The 20,955-nt window shown below is 65.0% G+C and carries 19 protein-coding genes; 15 read left to right on the top strand and 4 right to left on the bottom strand.

What is annotated here, in order from left to right:
* Window positions 1–24: 24 nt before the first annotated feature.
* From QFZ61_RS05245 to nagA, 10 genes are all read left to right on the top strand, one after another.
* The gene (locus QFZ61_RS05245; RefSeq protein WP_307033964.1) at window positions 25–1,587 is read left to right on the top strand and encodes an ABC transporter substrate-binding protein; all 1,563 of its coding nucleotides are present in this window, start codon (window positions 25–27) and stop codon (window positions 1,585–1,587) included.
* Window positions 1,588–1,647: 60 nt separating this feature from the next.
* Window positions 1,648–2,619, top strand: coding sequence for an ABC transporter permease (locus QFZ61_RS05240; protein ID WP_307033962.1), 972 nt, complete (start codon window positions 1,648–1,650; stop codon window positions 2,617–2,619).
* An 86-nt stretch (window positions 2,620–2,705) separates the two neighbouring features.
* Window positions 2,706–3,503: an ABC transporter permease gene (locus QFZ61_RS05235; protein WP_307033960.1), complete on the top strand. Its 798-nt coding sequence runs from the start codon at window positions 2,706–2,708 to the stop codon at window positions 3,501–3,503.
* A complete protein-coding gene (murQ, locus tag QFZ61_RS05230) occupies window positions 3,500–4,423 on the top strand; it encodes an N-acetylmuramic acid 6-phosphate etherase (RefSeq protein ID WP_307033958.1) in 924 nt (307 codons plus the stop codon). Before QFZ61_RS05235 ends, murQ begins: the two co-directional genes overlap by 4 nt.
* 11 nt (window positions 4,424–4,434) lie before the next feature.
* Window positions 4,435–5,586 (top strand): anhydro-N-acetylmuramic acid kinase, encoded by a 1,152-nt coding sequence (locus tag QFZ61_RS05225; protein ID WP_307033956.1) that lies wholly within the window; start codon window positions 4,435–4,437, stop codon window positions 5,584–5,586.
* Window positions 5,587–5,599: 13 nt separating this feature from the next.
* Window positions 5,600–6,163: a GNAT family N-acetyltransferase gene (locus QFZ61_RS05220; protein WP_307033954.1), complete on the top strand. Its 564-nt coding sequence runs from the start codon at window positions 5,600–5,602 to the stop codon at window positions 6,161–6,163.
* Window positions 6,160–7,305 (top strand): serine hydrolase, encoded by a 1,146-nt coding sequence (locus QFZ61_RS05215; protein WP_307033952.1) that lies wholly within the window; start codon window positions 6,160–6,162, stop codon window positions 7,303–7,305. The genes QFZ61_RS05220 and QFZ61_RS05215 overlap by 4 nt, the downstream gene beginning before the upstream one ends.
* 65 nt (window positions 7,306–7,370) lie before the next feature.
* Window positions 7,371–9,020: an ABC transporter ATP-binding protein gene (locus QFZ61_RS05210; RefSeq protein WP_307033950.1), complete on the top strand. Its 1,650-nt coding sequence runs from the start codon at window positions 7,371–7,373 to the stop codon at window positions 9,018–9,020.
* Window positions 9,021–9,625: 605 nt separating this feature from the next.
* On the top strand, window positions 9,626–10,309 hold the full coding sequence (locus QFZ61_RS05205) for a sugar MFS transporter (RefSeq protein ID WP_307033948.1): 684 nt from the start codon (window positions 9,626–9,628) through the stop codon (window positions 10,307–10,309).
* Entirely contained in the window at window positions 10,309–11,487 is a 1,179-nt protein-coding gene (gene nagA / locus QFZ61_RS05200; RefSeq protein WP_307033946.1) for an N-acetylglucosamine-6-phosphate deacetylase, read from the top strand. The genes QFZ61_RS05205 and nagA overlap by 1 nt, the downstream gene beginning before the upstream one ends.
* A gap of 122 nt (window positions 11,488–11,609) precedes the next feature.
* On the opposite strand, the gene QFZ61_RS05195 is transcribed toward nagA, so the two are convergent.
* From QFZ61_RS05195 to QFZ61_RS05185, 3 genes are all read right to left on the bottom strand, one after another.
* On the bottom strand, window positions 11,610–12,122 hold the full coding sequence (locus tag QFZ61_RS05195; protein ID WP_307033944.1) for a hypothetical protein: 513 nt from the start codon (window positions 12,120–12,122) through the stop codon (window positions 11,610–11,612).
* 281 nt (window positions 12,123–12,403) lie between these two features.
* Window positions 12,404–14,494, bottom strand: coding sequence for an ABC transporter ATP-binding protein (locus QFZ61_RS05190; RefSeq protein ID WP_307033943.1), 2,091 nt, complete (start codon window positions 14,492–14,494; stop codon window positions 12,404–12,406).
* The gene (locus tag QFZ61_RS05185; RefSeq protein ID WP_307033941.1) at window positions 14,491–16,227 is read right to left on the bottom strand and encodes an ABC transporter ATP-binding protein; all 1,737 of its coding nucleotides are present in this window, start codon (window positions 16,225–16,227) and stop codon (window positions 14,491–14,493) included. The genes QFZ61_RS05190 and QFZ61_RS05185 overlap by 4 nt, the downstream gene beginning before the upstream one ends.
* Before the next feature lie 278 nt (window positions 16,228–16,505).
* Here QFZ61_RS05185 and QFZ61_RS05180 point away from each other — a divergent pair, with 278 nt between their 5' ends.
* From QFZ61_RS05180 to QFZ61_RS05160, 5 genes are all read left to right on the top strand, one after another.
* Window positions 16,506–16,706: a hypothetical protein gene (locus QFZ61_RS05180; protein WP_307033939.1), complete on the top strand. Its 201-nt coding sequence runs from the start codon at window positions 16,506–16,508 to the stop codon at window positions 16,704–16,706.
* Window positions 16,707–17,393: 687 nt separating this feature from the next.
* A complete protein-coding gene (locus QFZ61_RS05175) occupies window positions 17,394–18,293 on the top strand; it encodes a hypothetical protein (protein WP_307033937.1) in 900 nt (299 codons plus the stop codon).
* A gap of 120 nt (window positions 18,294–18,413) precedes the next feature.
* Entirely contained in the window at window positions 18,414–18,575 is a 162-nt protein-coding gene (locus QFZ61_RS05170; protein ID WP_307033935.1) for a hypothetical protein, read from the top strand.
* Window positions 18,576–18,708: 133 nt separating this feature from the next.
* A complete protein-coding gene (locus tag QFZ61_RS05165) occupies window positions 18,709–19,518 on the top strand; it encodes an SDR family oxidoreductase (protein WP_307033933.1) in 810 nt (269 codons plus the stop codon).
* 4 nt (window positions 19,519–19,522) lie between these two features.
* The gene (locus tag QFZ61_RS05160; RefSeq protein WP_307033931.1) at window positions 19,523–19,924 is read left to right on the top strand and encodes a VOC family protein; all 402 of its coding nucleotides are present in this window, start codon (window positions 19,523–19,525) and stop codon (window positions 19,922–19,924) included.
* 9 nt (window positions 19,925–19,933) lie between these two features.
* Here QFZ61_RS05160 and QFZ61_RS05155 read toward each other — a convergent pair whose 3' ends face one another.
* Window positions 19,934–20,854 (bottom strand): 2-hydroxyacid dehydrogenase, encoded by a 921-nt coding sequence (locus QFZ61_RS05155; RefSeq protein WP_307033929.1) that lies wholly within the window; start codon window positions 20,852–20,854, stop codon window positions 19,934–19,936.
* Window positions 20,855–20,955 lie beyond the last annotated feature (101 nt).

Below are 20,955 nucleotides of genomic sequence, written 5' to 3'. Positions count from 1 at the left end.
ACTTGTCACTGAGGAGACCAAACCATGCACAGCGGTTCCCGATTCATCCGTGGCACGCTTTCGGCATTCGCAATAGCCGCAGCAGTGTCCGTCACCATTACTGGCTGCGGCGCCCAGTCCGCCCCAACGGGTGCGACGGCCGGCAAGGCCGGAAACTCCGGCGGAAACCTGGTCGTAGGGATCACCACCGATCCGGACACCCTCCTTCCCTGGAAAGCCACCCAGTTCCAGGCGGTCTCTGTTCTGCAGAACATCTATGGAACGCTGACAGAGTTCGATAAGGATTTGGCGGTCGTTCCCGGCCTGGCGAAGTCCTGGGAGGCGTCGGATGCCGGAAAAACCCTGACGTTTAAGCTCCGGGAGGGCGTCAAGTTCAGCGACGGCAGTGCCTTCGACTCCAAGGACGTCAAGTTCTCCCTGGACAAGATCAGAGAGGAAGCTACAGGTGCTGTCGCCCGTACATCCCTGGCAGCCGTGACGGCAGTGGAGGCCCCGGACCCCGCCACTGTTGTCCTGCGACTGTCCGCTCCGGACGCTGCCCTGCCATCCAATCTCGCCGTCGTGAATATGGCGATTCTGTCCTCGGACGACGCGGAGCAGTCCCTTATGAAGGCTCCCAACGGTACTGGCCCGTTCGCTTTGAAGGACCGGGTCGCGAGTCAGTCGCTGAAGCTTGCCCGTAACGATTCCTACTGGGGAGACAAGGCCAAGCTCGACACCGTGGAGATGCGCGTCATTCCTGATGAAAACTCCATCGTTTCGGCGATGCAGTCCGGCAACGTGAATTTCGCCGTGTTCAACAGCCCTTTGGTGGCTAAAACTGCTGCGGGGCCCAACATGTCCGTCGCTAAGACGCCTCAACTCAGCTACCACGCCCTGCAGCTGAACGCCCGACGGGGGGACCTGCAGGACGTCAACGTCCGCTTGGCCATCCAGTGCGCCGTGGACCGGCAGCAGGTGCTCGATACCGCCGCCCTCGGCGAGGGCGAAGTCACCGGACCGATCACCTCCCCGGCGTTCAAGTCCAACGCGGACGACCGCCCTTGCGCTAAACGGGATCTCTCCAAGGCCGCTGACTACCTCAGCAAGGCTGGCAAGAAAGACGGCGTGACGCTCTCAACCATCGTCTCCCAGGGCGAGTACGCCACTTCAGTGGACGAGGCCCAGAATCTGAAGTCCCAGCTCGCCGAAGCGAAGATCACCCTCAACGTGGAAGTGCTGGAGTCAGGCGCTTTCGTTACCCGGTGGAAGGCTGGCGACTTTGACGCAGCGGTGGCCCTCAACGGCGGCCGCCCGGATCCGGATGGCATGTACGGGCGCTACTTCACCAGCACCGGCAACCTCAACAAGGTGGCGGGCTACAGTTCCCCAGCCCTTGACGCCCTCTTCGCCGAAGGTAAAGCGAGCACCGACCCGCAGAAGCGGAAGGACATCTACGCCAAGGTTTCCAAGGAGCTTGAGAACAATGCTGCCTGGGTCTGGCTGTTCACGAGCTACACGTACACCACCACCACATCCTCCGTCCAAGGCTTCGTTCCGATGGCCAACGGCTCCCTGCAGTTCCTGCGGACCACGACCATCAACTAACCCGCGCCAGCGGGGGCCTGGTCCGCCAGGGCCCCGCTGACTGGCGAGAAAACCAGGCACATGCTTCAGAGACTCATTCACAATCCCGTTCTTCGCCGCGTCGGCGGCGCCGCCGGCACTCTGCTGGGTGTGGCGATCTTCGTTTTCATCATGCTCCGGGCCATTCCTGGGGACCAGATAACGGCCGGCCTGGGCACCGAGGCCGCTGCCCTGACGCCCTCCCAGCAGGCTGCACTGGAACGGTATTACGGTCTTGACCAGCCCCTCTTCGTCCAGTTCTTCTCCTGGCTCGGAAACCTCTTTACGGGGAATCTGGGATTCTCGTCCCGGTCGCAACAGAGCGTTTTTGACCTCACGGTGCGGTCTCTGCCGGTGACCTTCGAACTAGCAGTTCTCGCCATCATCCTTGCGTTGGTCATTGGAGTTCCCCTCGGTATGCTCGGGGCCTCCCGGCCGGATTCTCCGCGTGACGCGGTGTCGCAGGCGGTTAGCTTGGCCGGGCTTTCCATCCCGGCGTTCCTGCTGGCCACGACCCTCTTGTCAGTCTTCGCAGCGTCGTACGGCTTCAATCCCAACGGCCGAGGCTTCGCTGCCCTGACAGCGGACCCGCTGCTGAACCTGCAGCAGATGCTGCTGCCGTCCGTCGTCCTTGGTTTCGGAATTGCGGCACCCATCATCAGGACCACCCGCACTGCGGTGCTTGAGATCCGCTCCAACGACTTCATTCGCACCGCCCGCGCGAAGGGGGTTCCGGAAAGGCGGCTGCAGTTCAGGCACGTCCTGCGAAACTCTTTGGTCCCGATAACCACCATGACCGGGCTTCAGTTCGGCTACCTGCTCGGCGGAGCGGTGGTGGTTGAGCAAATTTTTTCCATCCCAGGAATCGGGCGTCAGGTGTTGCTGGGAATCCAGCAGAAGGAATATGCCCTCGTGCAGAGCACCGTCTTGGTTATTGCCTTGAGTTTTGTCATCGTCAATCTGCTTACCGACCTGCTTTACAGGGTCATTGATCCCCGGGTGCGTGCCTCATGAGCGAGAACGCCGTGGTCGCTGAGGCGCAAGCTGTTTTGCCGAGGCCGGCGCGCCTGGGTGCGGGGCTGTGGAAGAGTCCTACCGGTTTGACAGGCCTGATCATCATCGGACTTCTCGTACTTCTTTCGGCCTTGTCTCTTTCCCACGCCCTTCCTTACGACGCGATCGCCCAGAATGCCCCCTCCAGGTTGCTCCCGCCATCGGCGACGCACTGGTTCGGTACCGACCAGTTCGGACGCGACGTCTTTGCACGCGTCGCCGCCGGGGTGTCCAACTCGGCCGTCATCGCCGTGACCGCCGTTGCCTTCGCAACCGTCATTGGTACCATGGGCGGGCTCTTCGCCGGCTTTTATCGTGGCGTACCGGACGGCGTGATCGGTGGCATAACGAACGTCCTCTTCGCTTTCCCGCCTCTGCTTCTGGCCCTCGCGTTGGCCTCTGTGTTCGACCGCAATTGGTTCACCATCGCCGTGGCCATCGCCATCGTCTACGTGCCGATCTTCGTTCGCGTCACTCGCGGCCCCGTGCTGTCCCTGCGGGAGGTGGAGTACGTCAGGGCCGCGACCAGCACGGGTCAGAGCCGTCTGATGATTATGCTGCGCCATGTCCTGCCTAACATCACGTCGATCATTGTGGTGCAGGTTGCGCTGTCCCTTTCATGGGCGGTCCTGACCGAGGCGTCCCTGAGCTTCCTCGGGCTGGGTACTCCCCCGCCGGCACCGTCGCTGGGTTCCATGATCTTCGAAGCCCGCACCCTCGTTTACGCGGCGCCTTGGACCATGGTTGCCCCCGGTGCGGTTGTCGTTCTCCTCGTCGTCGGCTTGAACTTGCTCGGCGACGGGCTGCGCGACAGCCTGGACCCCCGGAAACGAGGCGACCGATGACTCTGAATCCAACGGAGATTGCCCGACTCACCCGTCTCGACACTGAGGGCACCGATTCACGTTTCGCCGACATCGACAAGATGTCCGTTGGCGAGCTCGCCGCCACCATGAACACCGCGGACGCTTCCGTGCCGGATGCTGTCAGGCGGGCCCTCCCCCAGATATCGCCCGCGATTGAGGCTGCTGTGTCCCGCATGAAGGCAGGAGGGCGAATGATCTACGTCGGTGCAGGGACACCGGGGCGGATCGGGGTCCTCGATGCATCCGAATGTCCTCCAACGTTCGGCACTCCCCCGGAACAGGTGTTCGCGGTCATCGCCGGTGGTCCGAGCGCGATCGTTTCGCCAAGCGAAGGCGCGGAGGACGACACGCAGGCCGGTACGGCCGCGATGGACGCGGCCGGGGTAGGGCGGCTTGACACCGTCATCGGCATCGCGTCCAGTGGCCGGACCCCATACGTCGTCGCTGCTCTGGAGCGTGCCCGTGCCAACGGAGCCCTCACCATTGCTTTGACCTGCAATGCGGGTACGCCGCTGGCGGCCGCAGCGGAACACCGGATCGAGGTCCTCGTTGGTCCGGAGGTAGTGGCGGGCTCCACCCGGCTGAAGGCTGGCACAGCCCAAAAACTTGTGTTGAACATGTTTTCAACCATTGTGATGGTCCAGTTGGGCAAGACTTACGGAAATCTCATGGTCGACGTGAAGCCCACCAATGCCAAGTTGCGCGAACGGGCCCTGAGGATGATCCAAACCGTCACGGGAGCCGAGAGAACCACAGCAGCCGAGGCCCTGGACGCGAACAGCCAGTCGGTTAAGCGCGCCATTGTCGCCATCCGGCTGAATCTCGGCCCGGAGGACGCGGCTGCTCAAATCAAAGACAACGACGGACGGCTTCGTGCCGCCCTTGGGGAGCACGCGTGAAAATCTTGGGCATGATTTCAGGAACCTCGCACGACGGGATCGATGCCGCCGTCGTGGAATTCAGCGAGCAGGACGGGAACCTCACCGGCACGGTGCTCAAAACCGCCAGCACACCCTATCCGCCGTCCCTTAGGGCACGGCTTCTCCGGGCTCTTCCTGCGGCCACCACACTCGCGGAGGTTTGTGAACTCGACACGATCGTGGGACAAAGCTTCGCGCAGGCCGCCGCCGACATCCTGAGCGGTACGGGCCCCGTCGACCTGGTCGTATCCCACGGGCAGACCGTCTTCCACTGGGTGGAGGGAGGACGGGCCCGCGGGACACTTCAGATCGGCCAGCCCGCCTGGATCGCGGAAACTACCGGCGCCCCGGTGCTCTCCGACGTCCGGATCCGGGACATCACCGCCGGTGGTCACGGCGCCCCATTGGTCTCCTACCTGGACGGTCTCCTGCTCGCCGGCCACGACGGGACAGCGGCGGCTCTCAACCTGGGCGGCATCGCCAACATGACCGTCGTCTTCGGAAGCTCGGACCTCCTTGCCTACGACATCGGGCCGGCCAACGCCCTTATCGATGCCGTCATTGTTGACCGCAAGCTCCATCCCGACGGCTACGACGCCGACGGACAGATCGCCGCAACGGGCGCCGTCGACGGTGTCCTCCTCAAAGCGCTGATGGCCGACGAGTACTTTGACCTGCCCATTCCCAAGTCCACCGGGAAGGAGCACTTTCATCTCGCTTACGTACAAGAAATGCTCCGAACGACGGGGCGCACTCCCAGCGACGCCGATCTGGTTGCCACGCTGACCGAGCTGACGGTCCAAACGGTCGCCAGAGAAGTTAGGAACCACGGGGTCGACCTCCTTGTCGCTTCCGGCGGGGGATGCCGCAACCAGTTTCTGATGAACGGGCTGCGGCGAGCGCTACCAGATGTGGCAATCAAACTGTCCGACGACTACGGTGCTCCGGCGGATGACAAGGAAGCAATTGCCTTCGCCCTCATCGGGTGGTGCACCGCGCACGGTCTGCCCGGGACGGTACCGGCCGGAACAGGGGCACGGGAAAGCCGCATTCTTGGCACGATCACTCCCGGCAAGGGGCCGTTGAACCTTCCGGCACCCAAACGGACCTCGCCGCGGGCACTCACGCTCGTGCGCTCCTGAATCGAAAGTCACCATGACCCTCACCCTGCGCCCGGCAACAGCCGCCGACATGGAAGCCATCGTCCGAGTCTTCCTGGCATGCTGGCGCGGCCCCTACGCGCAGGTCCTCCCCTCGGGCGCCATACGGCAGATGACCGACGAACGCGCCGTCCAGCTGTGGAGTAAGGCCTTTGCCGACCGGACGGAGCCGGACGAGATCCTCGTTGCGAGCCGTGGCGAGGGAAGCGCTGCCTGCGCCGTCGTACGGTACGGGCTCAGGGGCAGCGACGGTCAGGGGATCATCTGGTCGCTGTACGTCGACCCACCCGCCCAGGGCGCCGGGTTTGGCGCCCTCCTCCTCCGAACAGCGGAGGAGGCTTTGGCGGCGAAAGGAGCAAACTCGGCGAGCCTATGTGTGTTCGCGCGGAACGCGCCGTCCATCGCCTTCTACGGTCATCACGGCTGGAAGGCCGCGCACCAGGACGGCGAGACACGTTATGAGTTCGGCGAACCGGTATTGACAATGACAAACGCGCTCTCCTCCACGGGCAGGCCGGGAGCAGCCGTTTCCGGGGCTAACGCCGGACCTACGCCATGACGGACATGATGCACGTCGCACGCCGCATGGTCTCGCCGACGCCGGGGACGCCTCCGGGCACGCAGCCTCCTGCCGGGGTCACCCTCGGAGTCCAGTGCGCGCGCTTTTCCACCACAGCTTCCGCAGGCTACCGCACAGCCCGGTGGATTGACGGCGAGCGGGTCGGAGTTGATCCCATGACGGTGGAAACCCAACACGACATGGCCTCAGTCACCAAGGTCCTGGCGACAACCGCCTGTCTGATGCGGCTGGTGTCCGACGGACTCGTCGGCCTCGAGGACCCTGTCCGGCTCTACCTCTCTGGGTTCTCCGACGGCGCCCGGGAGGCTGTTACGGTGCGGGACCTGCTCCTTCACCGGGGCGGCCTGAAAGAGTGGTACCCGCTGTACTTGGCTACCACCGAGCCGGAAGAAGCGCACCGGCTGGTCGAAACCCTCCCGCTAGGGTTCACCCCGGGGTCTGCCCGCCATTACTCCGACCTGGGATTCATTCTTCTTGGCCGCATTGTGGCCAGCGCCACGGGTCTAGACCTCGCCTCAGCTGCTGAGGAACTCATCCACCGCCCGCTCCAACTCACCTCGACGCGCTACGCCCGGCCGGCCGGGCCCAATGTCGCGACCGGCGCCCGAGACGACCGGATCGAAGCGACCATGATCGATTCCCAAGTTCCCTATGAGGTTCCGTTCCACAGCACCGACTTCGCAGGCTGGCGGGTCCGACCGGTCCACGGCGAGGTGGCTGATGGCAATGCTTACCACGCGTTCGGCGGAGTCTCCGGTCACGCAGGATTGTTCTCCACTGTTCCGGATCTTCTCCGTTTCGGTGCCGCGTTGGCGGCCTTCGAGGACCACGAAGAATTGTGGCACCCCTCCGTCGTCGCCGAGTTCTTTGCGCCGGGACCCGACGCTGGGCAGTCGCTGGGATTCCGCCGATACCAGATGCGGGTCGCCGACAAGACATACACGGTGCTCGGCCATCCGGGGTACGTCGGATGCGCCGTCGGTTTTGTCCCTGGACGAGAAATTGCCCTCGCCCTCGGGAGCAACCGCCTCCTCGTGAATGAAACACCCGTCCCGACGGACGTGTTGTGGGCGGAGCTCCTCCAAGCGGCAGGCGAAGAGATTGAGCGCCGATGTCGATGAAAGCCCGCCCAGCCTTCAACTCCGACCGCAGCTACCTGCAGCCCAGCAAGAGAGAGGAACAGACTATGTCTGCCCCTTCCCCAGTCCTTTCCATAAAGAATCTTTCAATCGCATTCGGCACCACGGCCCGGCCCGTGACGGTTGTCCGCGGCGTCTCCCTCGACGTCTTCCCCGGACAAACTGTGGCCGTTGTTGGTGAATCCGGGTCGGGAAAGTCCACGACCGCAGCGGCCATCAACCGGCTGCTACCCTCCAACGGCCAGATAACCGGAGGCGAGATCTACTTCGACGGCTCGAACCTAGCGGACGCATCCAACCGGGAAATGATGACAATCCGCGGCGCCAAAATCGGGTTCGTGCCCCAGGATCCGATGTCCAATCTGAACCCGCTCATGCGCATCGGAGATCAGATCGCGGAAGCGCTGGAAGTCCACGGCCGCCCCTTGGGCGCCACCGGGCAGGAGGAAGTCATCGAGCTCCTCAAAATGGTCGGCATCCCGGACCCCGAACGCAGACTCAGCCAATACCCCCATGAATTCTCCGGCGGGATGCGCCAGCGTGTGCTCATTGCAATCGGGCTGGCGTGCCGGCCACGACTCCTGATTGCCGATGAGCCGACATCAGCACTTGACGTGACAGTGCAGAGACGAATCCTAGACCGGCTTGAAGAACTGACGGCCCAAATGGACACCGCCGTGTTGCTCATCACCCACGACCTTGCACTGGCGGCCGAACGCGCAGACTCCATCGTCGTCATGCGTCAGGGGCAGATCGTCGAGTCCGGCCCCGCAACCACCATCCTCAACAACCCCCAGGATGATTACACTCGACGCCTTCTGCAGGCCGCGCCAAGCCTGACCTCCCGAACCCTCGTCATGGAAACCCCGGCCAGCACCGCCCAGCGGCCACCAGGCGAAGCCGAGGACACCATCGTGGATGTCCGCAACCTAAGCAAAACCTTCACCATCCGTGGATCCAGCGGAAAGGCGGGCACGACGTTCACGGCGGTCGACGACATCAGCTTCAGCATCCCGCGGGGCAAGACCGTCTCAATTGTCGGGGAATCAGGATCCGGCAAATCGACAACTGCAAATCTCATGCTCGGCTTGGAGGAGATCAGCACCGGGCAGATACTTTTTGCCGGGACCAACATCGCAACCCTGAGCAGACGGGAGCTCTTCGCATTCCGCCGCCGGATCCAACCGGTCTTCCAGAACCCGTATGCGTCCCTTGACCCCCGCTACACCGTCGCCGAATCGATTATTGAGCCCCTACGGGTGCACCGCATCGGAACGAAGGACGCACGCCGAAGAAGGTGCCTTGAGCTGCTGGACCAGGTCGCCCTGCCTGCAGACCTTGCTGAGCGTCTGCCCCATGAGCTCTCCGGCGGTCAGCGGCAGCGTGTCGCGATCGCCCGCGCGTTAGCGCTCTCTCCCGAACTTGTCGTACTCGATGAGGCCGTCTCCGCCCTCGATGTTCTCGTTCAAGCCCAGACGCTGGACCTGCTGGCGGAGCTCCAGAAAGAGCTAAACGTCAGTTACCTCTTCATCAGTCACGACCTCGCCGTCGTCCGCATGATCTCCCACACGGTACACGTCATGCAGCGCGGCAAAATCATTGAAAGCGGCAGCCCCTCAGACATCTTCGACCGCCCCGTCGCGGATTACACCCGGGAACTCCTCGCAGCTATTCCTGCCGCCAAGACGGGCGCATGAACGCAAAAGCGCTACCGTAGTGGCCCACCGTAACGTTGGAGATGACGCCCTTCGGGCGTCCCTCCCGAGTCCGAATCGACTGAACCCGGCCTCAGAGGTACCGCTACAGCGGACTGCAAAGGTGGGGCTGTTCACCGCTTTCGCCGGCATGGGCGGTACGGCTTCCGTAATCCCAGCGAGCATTCCCCTTAGCGCCCATAACGTCCACGCCTCCACAGCGGACTACCTTGGTGTTGTTCCTGCGCTCTTCTTCGGCCTGATGGCGGGCGTGCTGCTCTCCGCAATTCTGCTGCGGGCAATGTCGCCGTCAGCCGTCCTTAGCACTGGATCGGCACTTCAAGCTGCTGCTCTCGTTGCACTCCCGCTTGCACCAGACGGGCCTGCCTTCGCAATGTCGGCGATGGTCGCCGGCGTTGGATTCGGGTTATGCGAAGCCAGTGGAAGTGTGCTGGCTCGTGTCTTTGCCGCGCGCCGGGACAGCCAGACTTTTGTCAGCCCTCACCGGGACAGTTGCCTTCGTCGGGGCCGCCGGGCCGCTGTTCATCGTCTCAGGCTTAGTCGGTGCGAGCCCTGCTCCCTTGCTTGCTTCAATTGCGCTCATTCATGTGGCCACGGTTCTCTTCCACCGCCTGGTGCCCAAGGCGGGAAAAACTGAGCCCGAGAACCTTGCCGCCGAAACCCGCACCGGGTCCCCTGCAAAGTCCCTGCTCGTCCTGCTGGCTCCCGTAGCGGCAGCCCTCTTCGTCTACGTGGGCATCGAAACAGTATTCTCGGGCTGGTCAGCGGTCATCGCGACGGATGTTCTTGCTTTGGACCCCCACACCGCGGCGGCAGGCACTTCAGTATTTTGGGTATTGATGGCCGCCGGCCGGTATGCGGCATGGTGCATACTCAAGTCATCAGTGACTCCGTCAGCGCTACTTACCGTCGCGTGCACACTGGCCGTGGCGTGCTTTGCCGCAGCGGGATTGGTCAGGCAGGTAAACCCGGGGTTGGCCATGGTCTTCTCCGGCGTTGCCATCTTGTCCCTCGGCCCGACGTACTCACTAGTTCTCGGCATTGGGCTCTCCCGGGTCAAGATCTACGACGCAAAGAAGGCGGTCGGGCTGCTGGTCGCCATTGGGGCGGCAGGCGGGGCAGGCATTCCGGCCGTGCTCCTCTCGGTCACCTTGCGCCCGGGAGCCTCCCGGATCCTAGTTACGGCCGCCTTTCTGACGGCACTCATAGCGCCCCTGACCGTCCATAAAAAGTCACCGCCCGAGCCCTCGGCAGAGAAGAATGCAGACTAATGAACGACCGACCTTCACATATCGACGACAAATCCTTCTTAATCCGGGATGTCACAGCCGTCGACGCCACCAAGACCATTGAGAACGCGTGGATCAGCGTGGCCGCTGGCCGAATCCAGGACTTGGGACAGGGTGATTCGTGGCAGAGCGCCGCTGTTCCTTTGACGGCCGTGGTGGAGGGCCGGGGCGGGTATGTCACGCCCGGGTTCATCGATGTCCACTTCCACGGCGGTGGTACGTACAGCAACGAACAGGGCCCGCAGGCCATCATGGCGGCGCTGGCAGCCCACCACACCCATGGGACCACCCGCGCCGTCGTGAGTTTTGTGGCCAACCCCGTACCCGAACTCATGGCCAACCTCAGAATGGTCGCTGAGCTCGCCGCTACATCGCCTTTGGTTCTGGGCAGTCACCTGGAAGGGCCGTTTCTTGCCAAGGAACGGAGAGGAGCCCATAGCGCGCAGCATCTGGTCGCTCCCGCGGACACCGACATCGGTCAGCTCATTGAGGCGGGCCGTGGAACACTGCGGCAGGTCACGATTGACCCGGACCAGCCAGGAGCTTTCGAGGCGATCGGAGAGTTCTCCCGGGCCGGGGTGCGCGTCGCCATCGGACATACGGAGGCGAGCTACGAGACTTCCCTCGCCGCTTTCGAGGCAGGCGCAACGATGCTGACTCACGCGTTCAACGCCATGCCAGGGATCCACCACCGAGAACCCGGTCCCATCATCGCCGCCCTCGATCGGGACGCCTATATGGAGCTCATCCTGGACGGCATCCATGTCCATCCGCGAGTAGCTGCCATGGTGTTCCGGCTTGCGGCCGGCCGGGTGGTGCTCGTTTCCGACGCCATGGCCGCTGCCGGCGCGCCGGACGGATCCTATCTACTCGGCGAACTGCACGTCGAAGCTGGCGATGGCAGGGCGGTCTTGGCGGGAACAAGCACACTGGCCGGTTCCACGCTGACGCTCGATAACGCGCTGCGACTGGGGATTAGCAACAACATTGGCCAGAATGCTGTGGTTGAAGCGTTGACTCTCGCTCCAGCCCGGCTGCTAAACCTGCAGGACACCCTGGGGCTGCTGTCACCGGGATACGAAGCCGACCTTGCCTTATTCGACTCCGACTGGAAGATCAGCGCCACGTACGCGGCAGGACGCTGCCTCTTCACTCGCTGATCTGCGCGGTGCCACACCTCGGACCGGCCTCGCGGCAGCGCTCGCCGCGCAAGACCAGACGAGTCCGCACAAACTGAGGCAAGCATCCTTGCCCCCGACGGCGCCGGGTCGGCGCTAGGCCCTCACTCGGAGTGGCCCTGCTGTTTTGCCTGCTGGCCAGACTCCCCCGTTTCGAAGGGCGGCCCTGCAGCCGGCGGCTCACCGGCGGCGCGTCGGTCCGACTCCCGGGCGCCGACAACGGACTGAGCGCCGCCGGATCCCGCCTCAGCCGGGGATGGTCCGGGCGCAGCGCCGGCGGCCGAGGTTGCGGCGCCGGTTCCGGTCCGCTGTCCCTCCGTCATTGCCGGATCGTTGTAGACTTGCTCGACGGGCGCCTCGCCGCTCTTGGCCCGTTCCGGATGCGCATGGTCGCCTTCCGCGCTGGTGCCCGCCTCCGCGACGTTGACCGCTTCGCGGACGTCCGCACCGCTGCGGGAATCATCGGCCAGGGCGTCGAAGCCGGACGACATTTGCTGGTCCTGGGACACAGCGTCTTGGTTGATACCTTCAGCCGGCCCGCCCAGGGCCTCGTGTTTGCCCGATGCCGGTTTTTGGGGTGCCTCTTCCGGCGATTCGGAGTCGCTGCGGTCTGTCATGATCCTTGCCCTTTCGAGAAGAATTCGTGCGTCTGCTCGGGCGCAATTCAAGTCTAGACAGAGGCTCGGCGCTTCAACAGGTCTGCCTGCCGTGGCCCGGCAGCGACTAGGGCAGGGCACGGGCCACCTGGATCACCGGTATGACTCCGGGGAGCCTTGCGCCCAACACGGCCAGCGCACTAGTCCAGGTTGTTACCCGCCGTTTCCGGCCCGCGCCTTGCACTGCAAATTTTAGGAGCGTTGAAGCCCTCCGTCATTAGCTTCCCGCAGCCTAACGCCCCTTAGACCTCCGCCACGGGAGCCGCGAACTGCGCCTCGTACAGCGCGGCGTACGCGCCACCGGCCTCCAACAATGACGCGTGAGTCCCCTGCTCCACGATCTGGCCGGCTTCCATCACCAGGATGAGGTCGGCGTCGCGGATGGTGGAAAGCCGGTGGGCTATGACGAACGAGGTGCGGTCGGACCGCAGCGCGCTCATCGCCTTCTGCACCAGCACCTCGGTCCGGGTATCCACAGACGATGTAGCCTCGTCCAGGATCAGCACCGACGGCCGGGCCAGGAATGCCCGGGCGATCGTCAGCAGCTGCTTCTCCCCCGCCGAGACATTGGAACCTTCGTCGTCGAGCACGGTGTCATAGCCCTGCGGCAGGGACTTCACGAACCGGTCCACGTAGGTCGCCTTCGCCGCCTCCAGGATCTCCGCTTCCGTGGCCGACGGCCGGCCGTAGGCGATGTTGTCCCGGATGGTCCCGCCGAACAGCCAGGTGTCCTGCAGCACCATGCCCATCCGCGACCGCAGCTCGTGCCGGGACATCGCCGCGACATCCACGCCGTCCAACGTGATCCGCCCGGCATCGAGCTCGTAGAAGCGCATCATCAGGTTCACCAGCGTGGTCTTGCCTGCCCCGGTCGGCCCCACGATCGCCACGGTCTGCCCCGGCTCCGCCACCAGAGACAGCGAAGAGATCAGCGGCTTGTCCGGAGAGTAGGCAAAGGACACGTCCTCGAACACCAGCCGCCCCCGCCCGCCGTCGGGTGCCACGGCCGGAACCGGGTCAGGCGACTGCTCCTCAGTGTCCAGCAGCTCGAACACCCGCTCGGCCGAGGCCACGCCGGACTGCAGCAGGTTCGCCATCGAGCCCAGCTGGGCCAGCGGCTGGGTGAACTGCCGCGAATACTGGATGAACGCCTGCACATCGCCCAGCTGCATCGCCCCGGACGCCACCTGCAGCCCGCCCACCACAGCGATCCCCACGTAAACCAGGTTCCCGATGAACGTCATGGCCGGCATGATCAGCCCGGAAATGAACTGCGCACCGAAGCTGGCCTGGTACAGCTCCACATTCTTCTTTCGGAATGTTTCCTCCACCTCGCGCTGCCGGCCGAAGACCTTCACCAGCGCGTGTCCGGTGTAGGTCTCCTCGATCTGGCCGTTCAGCTCGCCGGTGTTCTTCCATTGCGCCACGAACAGTTTCTGTGAGCGCTTGGCGATCAGCGCAGTCGTCACCAGGGTCAGCGGGATGGTCACCAGGGCGATGATCGCCAGCGTCGGCGACAGGATGACCATCATCACCAGCACCCCGGCGACGGTCAGCAGCGAGGTCACCGCCTGGCTGATGGACTGCTGCAGGCTCTGGGAGATGTTGTCAACGTCGTTGGTCACCCGGCTGAGCAGTTCGCCGCGCTGCACGGTGTCGAAGTAGCGCAGCGGCAGCCTGTTGATCTTCGCCTCGATCCGTTCGCGCAGCCGGTACACGGTCCGCTGCACCACGCCGTTGAGGATATATGCCTGCATCCACATAAACGCCGACGCCAGCACGTACAGCACCAGCGCCCACAGCAGCACCGAGGACAGCGCGGCGAAGTCGATGCCGGTGCCGGGCGTGAGCGCCATGGCGCTGAGCATGTCCGCTTTCTGGTTCTCCCCCGCGGCCCGCAGCTGCGCGATCAGCTGCGCCTTGCTCACCCCGGCGGGCAGCTGTTTGGACACGACGCCGGCGAAGATCAGGTTGGTCCCTTCACCGAGCAGACGCGGCCCGATCACCGAAAGCGCCACGCTCACGACGGCGAGGGCCAGTACCAGCGCCAGCCAGAGCCGTTCGGGGCGGAGTTCGCCGAGCAGCCGCTCCGCGGACGGGCCGAAGTTCATCGCCTTCTCGGCAGGGACGTTCATCCCGGCGAACGGGCCGCCGTGGCCGGGGCCGCCGCGCGGCCGGGGAATCCGCAGCGGGGCCTCCTGCGCAGCCCCGGGTGCGCCGGCACCGGAGCGCGGCTCTCCGCCCGCTGCGGCCCCGCCCGCGCCGCGGGCCCCGCCCGCGCCGCGCGAGCCGCCCGGGCCGCCGCCCGCCGTCGGGGACTCGACCTTGCTCATACCGCTTCCTCCGCTGCCAGCTGGGAGTTCACAATTTCGTTGTACGTCTCCGAGGTCTCCAGCAACTCCTCGTGCGTGCCGTGCGCGACGATCCTGCCGTCGTCGAGCACCAGGATCTGGTCAGCGACCGCGATGCTGGACACCCGCTGGGCGATGATCACCAGCGTCGCACCGGCGGTGTGGTCCTTGAGCGCCTGCCGCAGCCGAGCATCCGTGGCGGTGTCCAGCGAGGAAAACGAGTCGTCAAAGATGTACAGCTCGGGTCGCTTCACCAGCGCCCGGGCGATCGCGATCCGCTGCCGCTGCCCGCCGGAGACGTTGGTGCCGCCCTGCGAGATCGGCGCGTCCAGGCCGCCCTCCATCTCACGGACAAAGTCCTCGGCCTGGGCGATCGCCAGCGCCTGCCAGAGTTCCTCCTCGGAGGCGTCCGGCTTGCCGTAGAGCAGATTGCTGCGCACCGTGCCGGAGAACAGGTAGGGCTTTTGCGGGACCAGGCCAATGTGCCCCCAGAGCAGGTCCGGGTGCAGCTCGCGGACGTCCACGCCGTCGATCCGCACAGACCCGGAGGTCGCATCGAAGAGCCGCGGCATCAGGTTCACCAGCGTGGTCTTGCCCGACCCGGTGGCCCCGATGATCGCCGTCGTCTGCCCGGCTCGGGCAGTGAAGTCCACGTCCGAGAGGACCGGCGCCTCCGCACCCGGGTAGGCGAATCCGACGTCGCGCATCTCCAGCTCACCGCGGGCGGCACCGGAGATGCTGACCGGATGCACGGGCGGCCGGACGCTGGACTCGGTGCCCAGCACCGCGCCGATCCGGTCCGCGGAAACGGCCGCGCGCGGGATCATGATCGCCATGAAGGTGGCCATCATGACGGACATCAGGATCTGCATCAGGTAGCTCAGGAACGCGATCATCGTGCCCACCTGCATGGAGCCGTCCTCAATCCGGAACGCGCCGAACCAGATCACCGCCACGGAGGAGACATTGAGCACCAGCATCACGGTGGGGAACGCGAGCGCCATCAGCCGCCCGGCGCGCAGCGCGGTGTCCGTGACGTCCTCGTTGGCCCGGCCAAAGCGCGCGGTCTCGATGTCCTCACGCACGAACGCGCGGACCACGCGGATGCCGGTGAGCTGTTCACGCAGCACCCGGTTGACCGTGTCGATCCGGGTCTGCATCAGCCGGAACAGCGGCACCATCCGGGAGACGATCAAGCCCACAGCGATGAGGAGCACCGGCACGCTGACGGCGATCAGCCAGGACAACTGCACGTCCTGCCGGATGGCCATGATGACGCCGCCGATGCTCAGCATGGGGGCGGTGACCATCAGGGTGGCGGACATCAGCACCAACTGCTGGACCTGCTGGACGTCGTTGGTGGAGCGGGTGATCAGGCTGGGCGCGCCGAACCGGGTGACTTCCTGCTCGGAGAACTCGGCCACCCGGGTGAAGATCGCCCCGCGCACGTCCCGGCCCAGCGCCATCGCGGCCTTCGCACCGAAGTAGACGGCAGCAATGGTGCAGGCGATCTGCAACAGGGTGATCATCAGCATCACACCGCCGGTGCGTAGTATGTAGTCCGTGTCCCCGCGCGCCACGCCGTTATCGATGATGTCGGCGTTCAACGTGGGCAGGTAGAGCGAGGCGATAGACGCGGCCAGCTGGAAGACGACGACGGCGAGCAACAGCCTGCGCTGCGGCCGCAGGTATTGGACGAGCAGTTTCCAGAGCATCCGGCCTCCAGTTCATGCGCGGATTACCCGTCGTGGCGCACGGTTCCCGCCGCATCTCGCACGGTTCCCCCGGTGGTTCGAATGTCAGTTTACGTCCGGATGCTTGGAAGGGAAGGCGTTCCTCTCAGGGCGGATTCCGCGGGCTCTTGCTGGTCCGATAGGGCGGTGCTATTAACAATCTATCGCCGTGCAGCACCGCCGACGCCGTGTCTTTTCGACAGGATTTTCGATGGATCAGGCCACGATCATGACATACGCAGCGCGGCTACCTCGCGGCGGTGTTCGGCGCCTTCCTCATCTATCTGCCCCTGCTGGTCCCCCTTGGCCTGCTGCTGCTCATCACCGGCGCGGTTGCCCTTGCTGTGCTCCTGATCAAATTCCTGGTCCTGGGTCTGGTATCCCTGGCCGTCGGGCTGTACCGGTTCCTGGCCCGCGAACTGCGCACCCCTACCCAGCGCCTGCACGGCGGCTCGGGCTAGGCTGAAGGCTTGATGTCGCGCTGAGCGCATGTCCAACTACGGCTTGGATAAACGCGAACGAGGCAGGAAGCCGTCAAGGTCTCCTGCCTCCTGTCACCGCGAGTACCCCGGGAAGGGAGCCCTGCAGTTACAACCGCTCAGTGGGCGCCGTCGGTGGCCAGGGCCACGCGGAAGCGCGCCTTCCCGGACATCATGTGGTCGAAGCCTCTGCGGCCTTCTCCAGCGGGTACGTTCGACCATGGGCCGGAACCCGGTGAGGGCGGAGAGTCGGAGCGTGTACTCGGAGTCCTTCGCAGGCCGGAGGCGTGCCCGTTTTCGGAGCTGCTGCCCATCACCAAGCTGGCGGCGCTGGCCTCGAGGGATTCCTGAGGAACGCCCAGAACCACCGGCCGGCCGCGGGGCGCGAAGCCCGCAATGGTGCTCTCACGGCTTTGGCGTCCGTGACCCTTTCCGTAGCTCTCGATGGCGGCCCTGGTGGGACAGCCGGGCCGTTCGGTCATTCGGGGGCACATGCCAGCGGTTCCGGCCGGCCGCCATGGCCAACCGGCATCGCGGACCCCGCGCCCGTCCGTCAGTTTACGACCGGAGGCCGGGCGGGGGCAGGGTGGAATTTGAATGCCAATTCGTTATCACTTCATCTGTGTCGGGAAACGCTTGTTGTCATACCCCTCTGAAATAGTTTGAGTTATGACAAATTCAGAGCTCCCTGGGGTGGGCTCACAGCAGACCGCGCCCCACGAACCGCAGCAGCCGTCCACCGCACAAGCCGGACACGGGGCGCCACCCGTAGCACCTGTACAGCAGCCGACAAAGGCAAAGAAACCGAGGAATGTCGTCGGGCTGATTGCCCTTATTGCGGCGATCGTCGGATTTATTTTTGCTTGCGTCCCCGGTGCATTGATCATCGGTTGGATTCTGCTTCCGATTGCCTTCATCCTTGCCATTGTTTCCTTGTTCTTCAAGGACAAGGCCAAGGGGATGGGTATCGCCGCCCTCATCATCTCCGTAGTGGGCACCATCGTCGGCGTCGTCGTATTTACTTCGGTTGTCGCCACATCATTTAGTAACGCAGTGGGCAGCGGCGAGACGAAGGTCGTTCAGCCCTCCGGGGCAACCTCCACGAATGCCGCGCCCGCAGGCAACAGTGGCAGCAAAGTCGGCACCCGCGAAAACCCGAACCCGATTGGTTCCGCCGTGGAGTCCAAGGACTGGCGCATCGTCGTCAACTCGGTCAAGCTCGCCGCAACTGATGCTGTAATGGCGGCCGACACTTACAACAAGCCGCCGGCCGCAGGCTCCGAGTACATCCTCGTGAACTTCTCGGCCACTTACATCGGCAACGACGCCAACGGACAGATGCCCGCATTCGTCTCCGTCGAGTACGTCACGCCGGACGGCAAGACAATCAACGGCCTCGACAAGCTGGTCATGGCGCCTGAACCGATTGACACGACCAGCGCGCTCTACAAGGGCGGGACAGCCACCGGCAACAAAGCCATCGAAGTGCCGTCAGCCACTGCCGCCCAGGGCGTCCTCGCTATTCGGCCGGGAATGGTGGCCGACAAAGCATTTGTCGCCGTCAAGTAAGTCAACGTAAATAGCACCAGTAAAGGCGGGTCCTTCGGTGAAAACCGGAGGACCCGCCCTTTTTTATATTCGAGAATGCGGAGGTTGAGAAGCTAGTGCGCCAGCACCGGCTGCGGAGCCTTGACCGGTTCCGCCGGGTGCCCGGCGTCGGGGGTCACGGGCTGGCACCCGAAACGCAGGATCCTCCTCGCCCAGCTCGCCAGCCACCGGCTCAGCCCGGCCGCGCAGCAGGCCGCGGTGTTCCGGTCGGCGGCGATGCGCCGGGCCGACGGGAGCCGCTAGTGCCACCGCCAACGGCCGGGGCCGGTCCGGGGCAGCCCTTGCGCGTCGCGCCCCGGCGCGCCTAGCGTGAAAGCCTGCCTGGTTCGCGACCACGGCTCACGGCTCACGGCCCACCCTCACGAAAGGATGTGCGATGGAAGACACGACCAGTTTTCAGCCTGCAACGGCAATCGTCACGGGATCCGACTCCGGCATAGGCCGCGCGACGGCGGTGGCGCTGGCGAAAGCCGGGCTCGACGTCGGCGTCACCTGGCACACCGACCAGCAGGGCGCGGAAGCGACGGCCGAAGAGATCCGGAGCCTCGGGCGCAAAGCAGTGGTTCGCCGCCTGGACACCACCGAGGTCCGCGAAGCCGCAGCCGCCATAGATGAGTTGGCCAAGGAACTGGGCAGCGTGGACGTGTACGTCAACAACGCCGGCACCGGCGACGGCACCAAATTCATTGACCTTGACCTGGACACCTGGATGCAGACCCTCAACACCAACCTCAACGGCGCGTTCGTCTGCCTGCAGGCCGCCGCGCGGCACATGGTGAAGCAGGGCCGCGGCGGCCGCATCGTCGCCGTCACCAGCGTCCACGAGCTCCAGCCCCGGGTGGGGGCCGCCGCCTATGACGCCTCGAAGCACGGCCTGGGCGGGTTGATCAAGACCATGGCGTTGGAACTCGCCGAGCACGGCATCACGGCAAACAACGTCGCACCCGGCGAGATCGCCACTCCCATGACCGGGCAGACGGACGAAGACCCCACGCAGGCCGACCGGCCCGGCGTTCCCCTCGGCCGGCCCGGTGACGCCCGGGAAGTGGCGGCCGTCATCGCCTTCCTGGCCTCCCCGGCCTCGAGCTATGTCACCGGAGCCACCTGGGCGGTCGACGGCGGCATGCTCCAGATGGGACCGCAGGCCGGCTCCCACATCACCGGGCACGACTGGCGGAGCGTTTAGGGCGATGTTGAGCATCGGCTCGGTCGTGATCCGGGTGGATGACTTGGAACGGCAAATGAGTTTCTGGCAGGCCGCCCTGGGCTACGAGCCGCGGCGGGAGCCGGACGACGGTTTCGTGATTCTGCAGCCGCCCGGAGGGGGTGGCACGTGCATTTCCCTGGACCACGTACCGGCCGCCGTGCAGGTCCCACCGCGTCTGCATCTGGACCTTTACACGGAGGACCAGGACGCCGAGGTGCAGCGCCTCCTGGACCTCGGCGCCACCAAGGTTGAATGGAGCAAGCGGCCGGCGGACGCGGACTACGTCATCCTGGCCGATCCGGAAGGCAATCGGTTCTGCGTGGTGGACACCGCCGGACGGGGCGATAGCACCCCGCCCGACGGCGCCCGGCAGCCTGGTTCCTAGCCTTTCGGCTTAGCCGCCCAGCACCACGTTCAACGGCGGCTCATCAGCGAGCATCAACTCGATCTGCCGCTGCAGCAGCCTGCCCATCCGAGGACGCATGGCTGCGCTCGCCCCGCCGACGTGCGGGCTGATGATGACGCCGGGGATGTCCCACAGCGGGTGGTCCTCGGGCAGCGGCTCGGGATCGGTGACGTCCAGCGCGGCGCGGAGCCGGCCGGAGCCGGTGTGCTTGACCAGGGCATCGGTGTCCGCGACCGGTCCGCGGGCCACGTTGACCAGCAGGGCGCCGTCGGGCATGGCGGCAAGAAACGTATCGTCGACGAGGTGCCGGGTGGAGTCGCTGAGCGGCACCACGACCACCACGATGTCGTGCTCCGGCAACAGGGCCTGCAGCTCGTCGATGCCGTGGACGGGACCGCGTGAGTCAGACCGCGCCTTGCTGGCCACGCGGGCCACGGTGGTTTCAAACGGCAGCAGCCGGTCTTCGATCGCCTTGCCGACGCCGCCGTAACCAATGATCAGGACGCGCTGGTCCGCCAGGCTGGCAGTCGGACGGGCTTCCCAGCGGCGTTCGCGCTGGTTCTGCAGCGTCCTCGGCAGCTCACGCTGGCTGGCCAGGATCAGGGCCACGGTCAGCTCAGCGGTGGATGCCTCGTGGACACTGGCGGCGTTGGCGTACGTCCGGCCGGCAGGCAGGAACTCCTCCACGCCGTCGTAACCGATCGACTGGCTCTGCACCAGCCCGGTCTCCACGGCTTCCAGTCCTCGCAGGACTCCCTGGCCGCCCATGTAGGGCGGCACCACGATGTCGAGGCGGGACTGGGGCGGTTCCCCGGTCAGGTCCCATTCGAGGACAGTGACGTCGGGGTGGGGTTTGAGGTATTCCCGCAGGCTGGAGTCCGGCAGGCTGACTGAAATTTTCCTTGGCATAGCTGCCAGCCTAGTGGTCAGGCCTCACCCTTTGCTGACAGTGTCCACAACCCGGGCAGCCAGCTGCCGGGCAGCGGGAGCCTTACCGCCGCCCGGACACG

Source organism: Arthrobacter sp. B3I4 (assembly GCF_030816855.1).
Taxonomy (GTDB): domain Bacteria; phylum Actinomycetota; class Actinomycetes; order Actinomycetales; family Micrococcaceae; genus Arthrobacter.
Note: the sequence above shows the minus strand (reverse complement) of the source record. Positions and strands in the feature narration are given on the sequence as shown.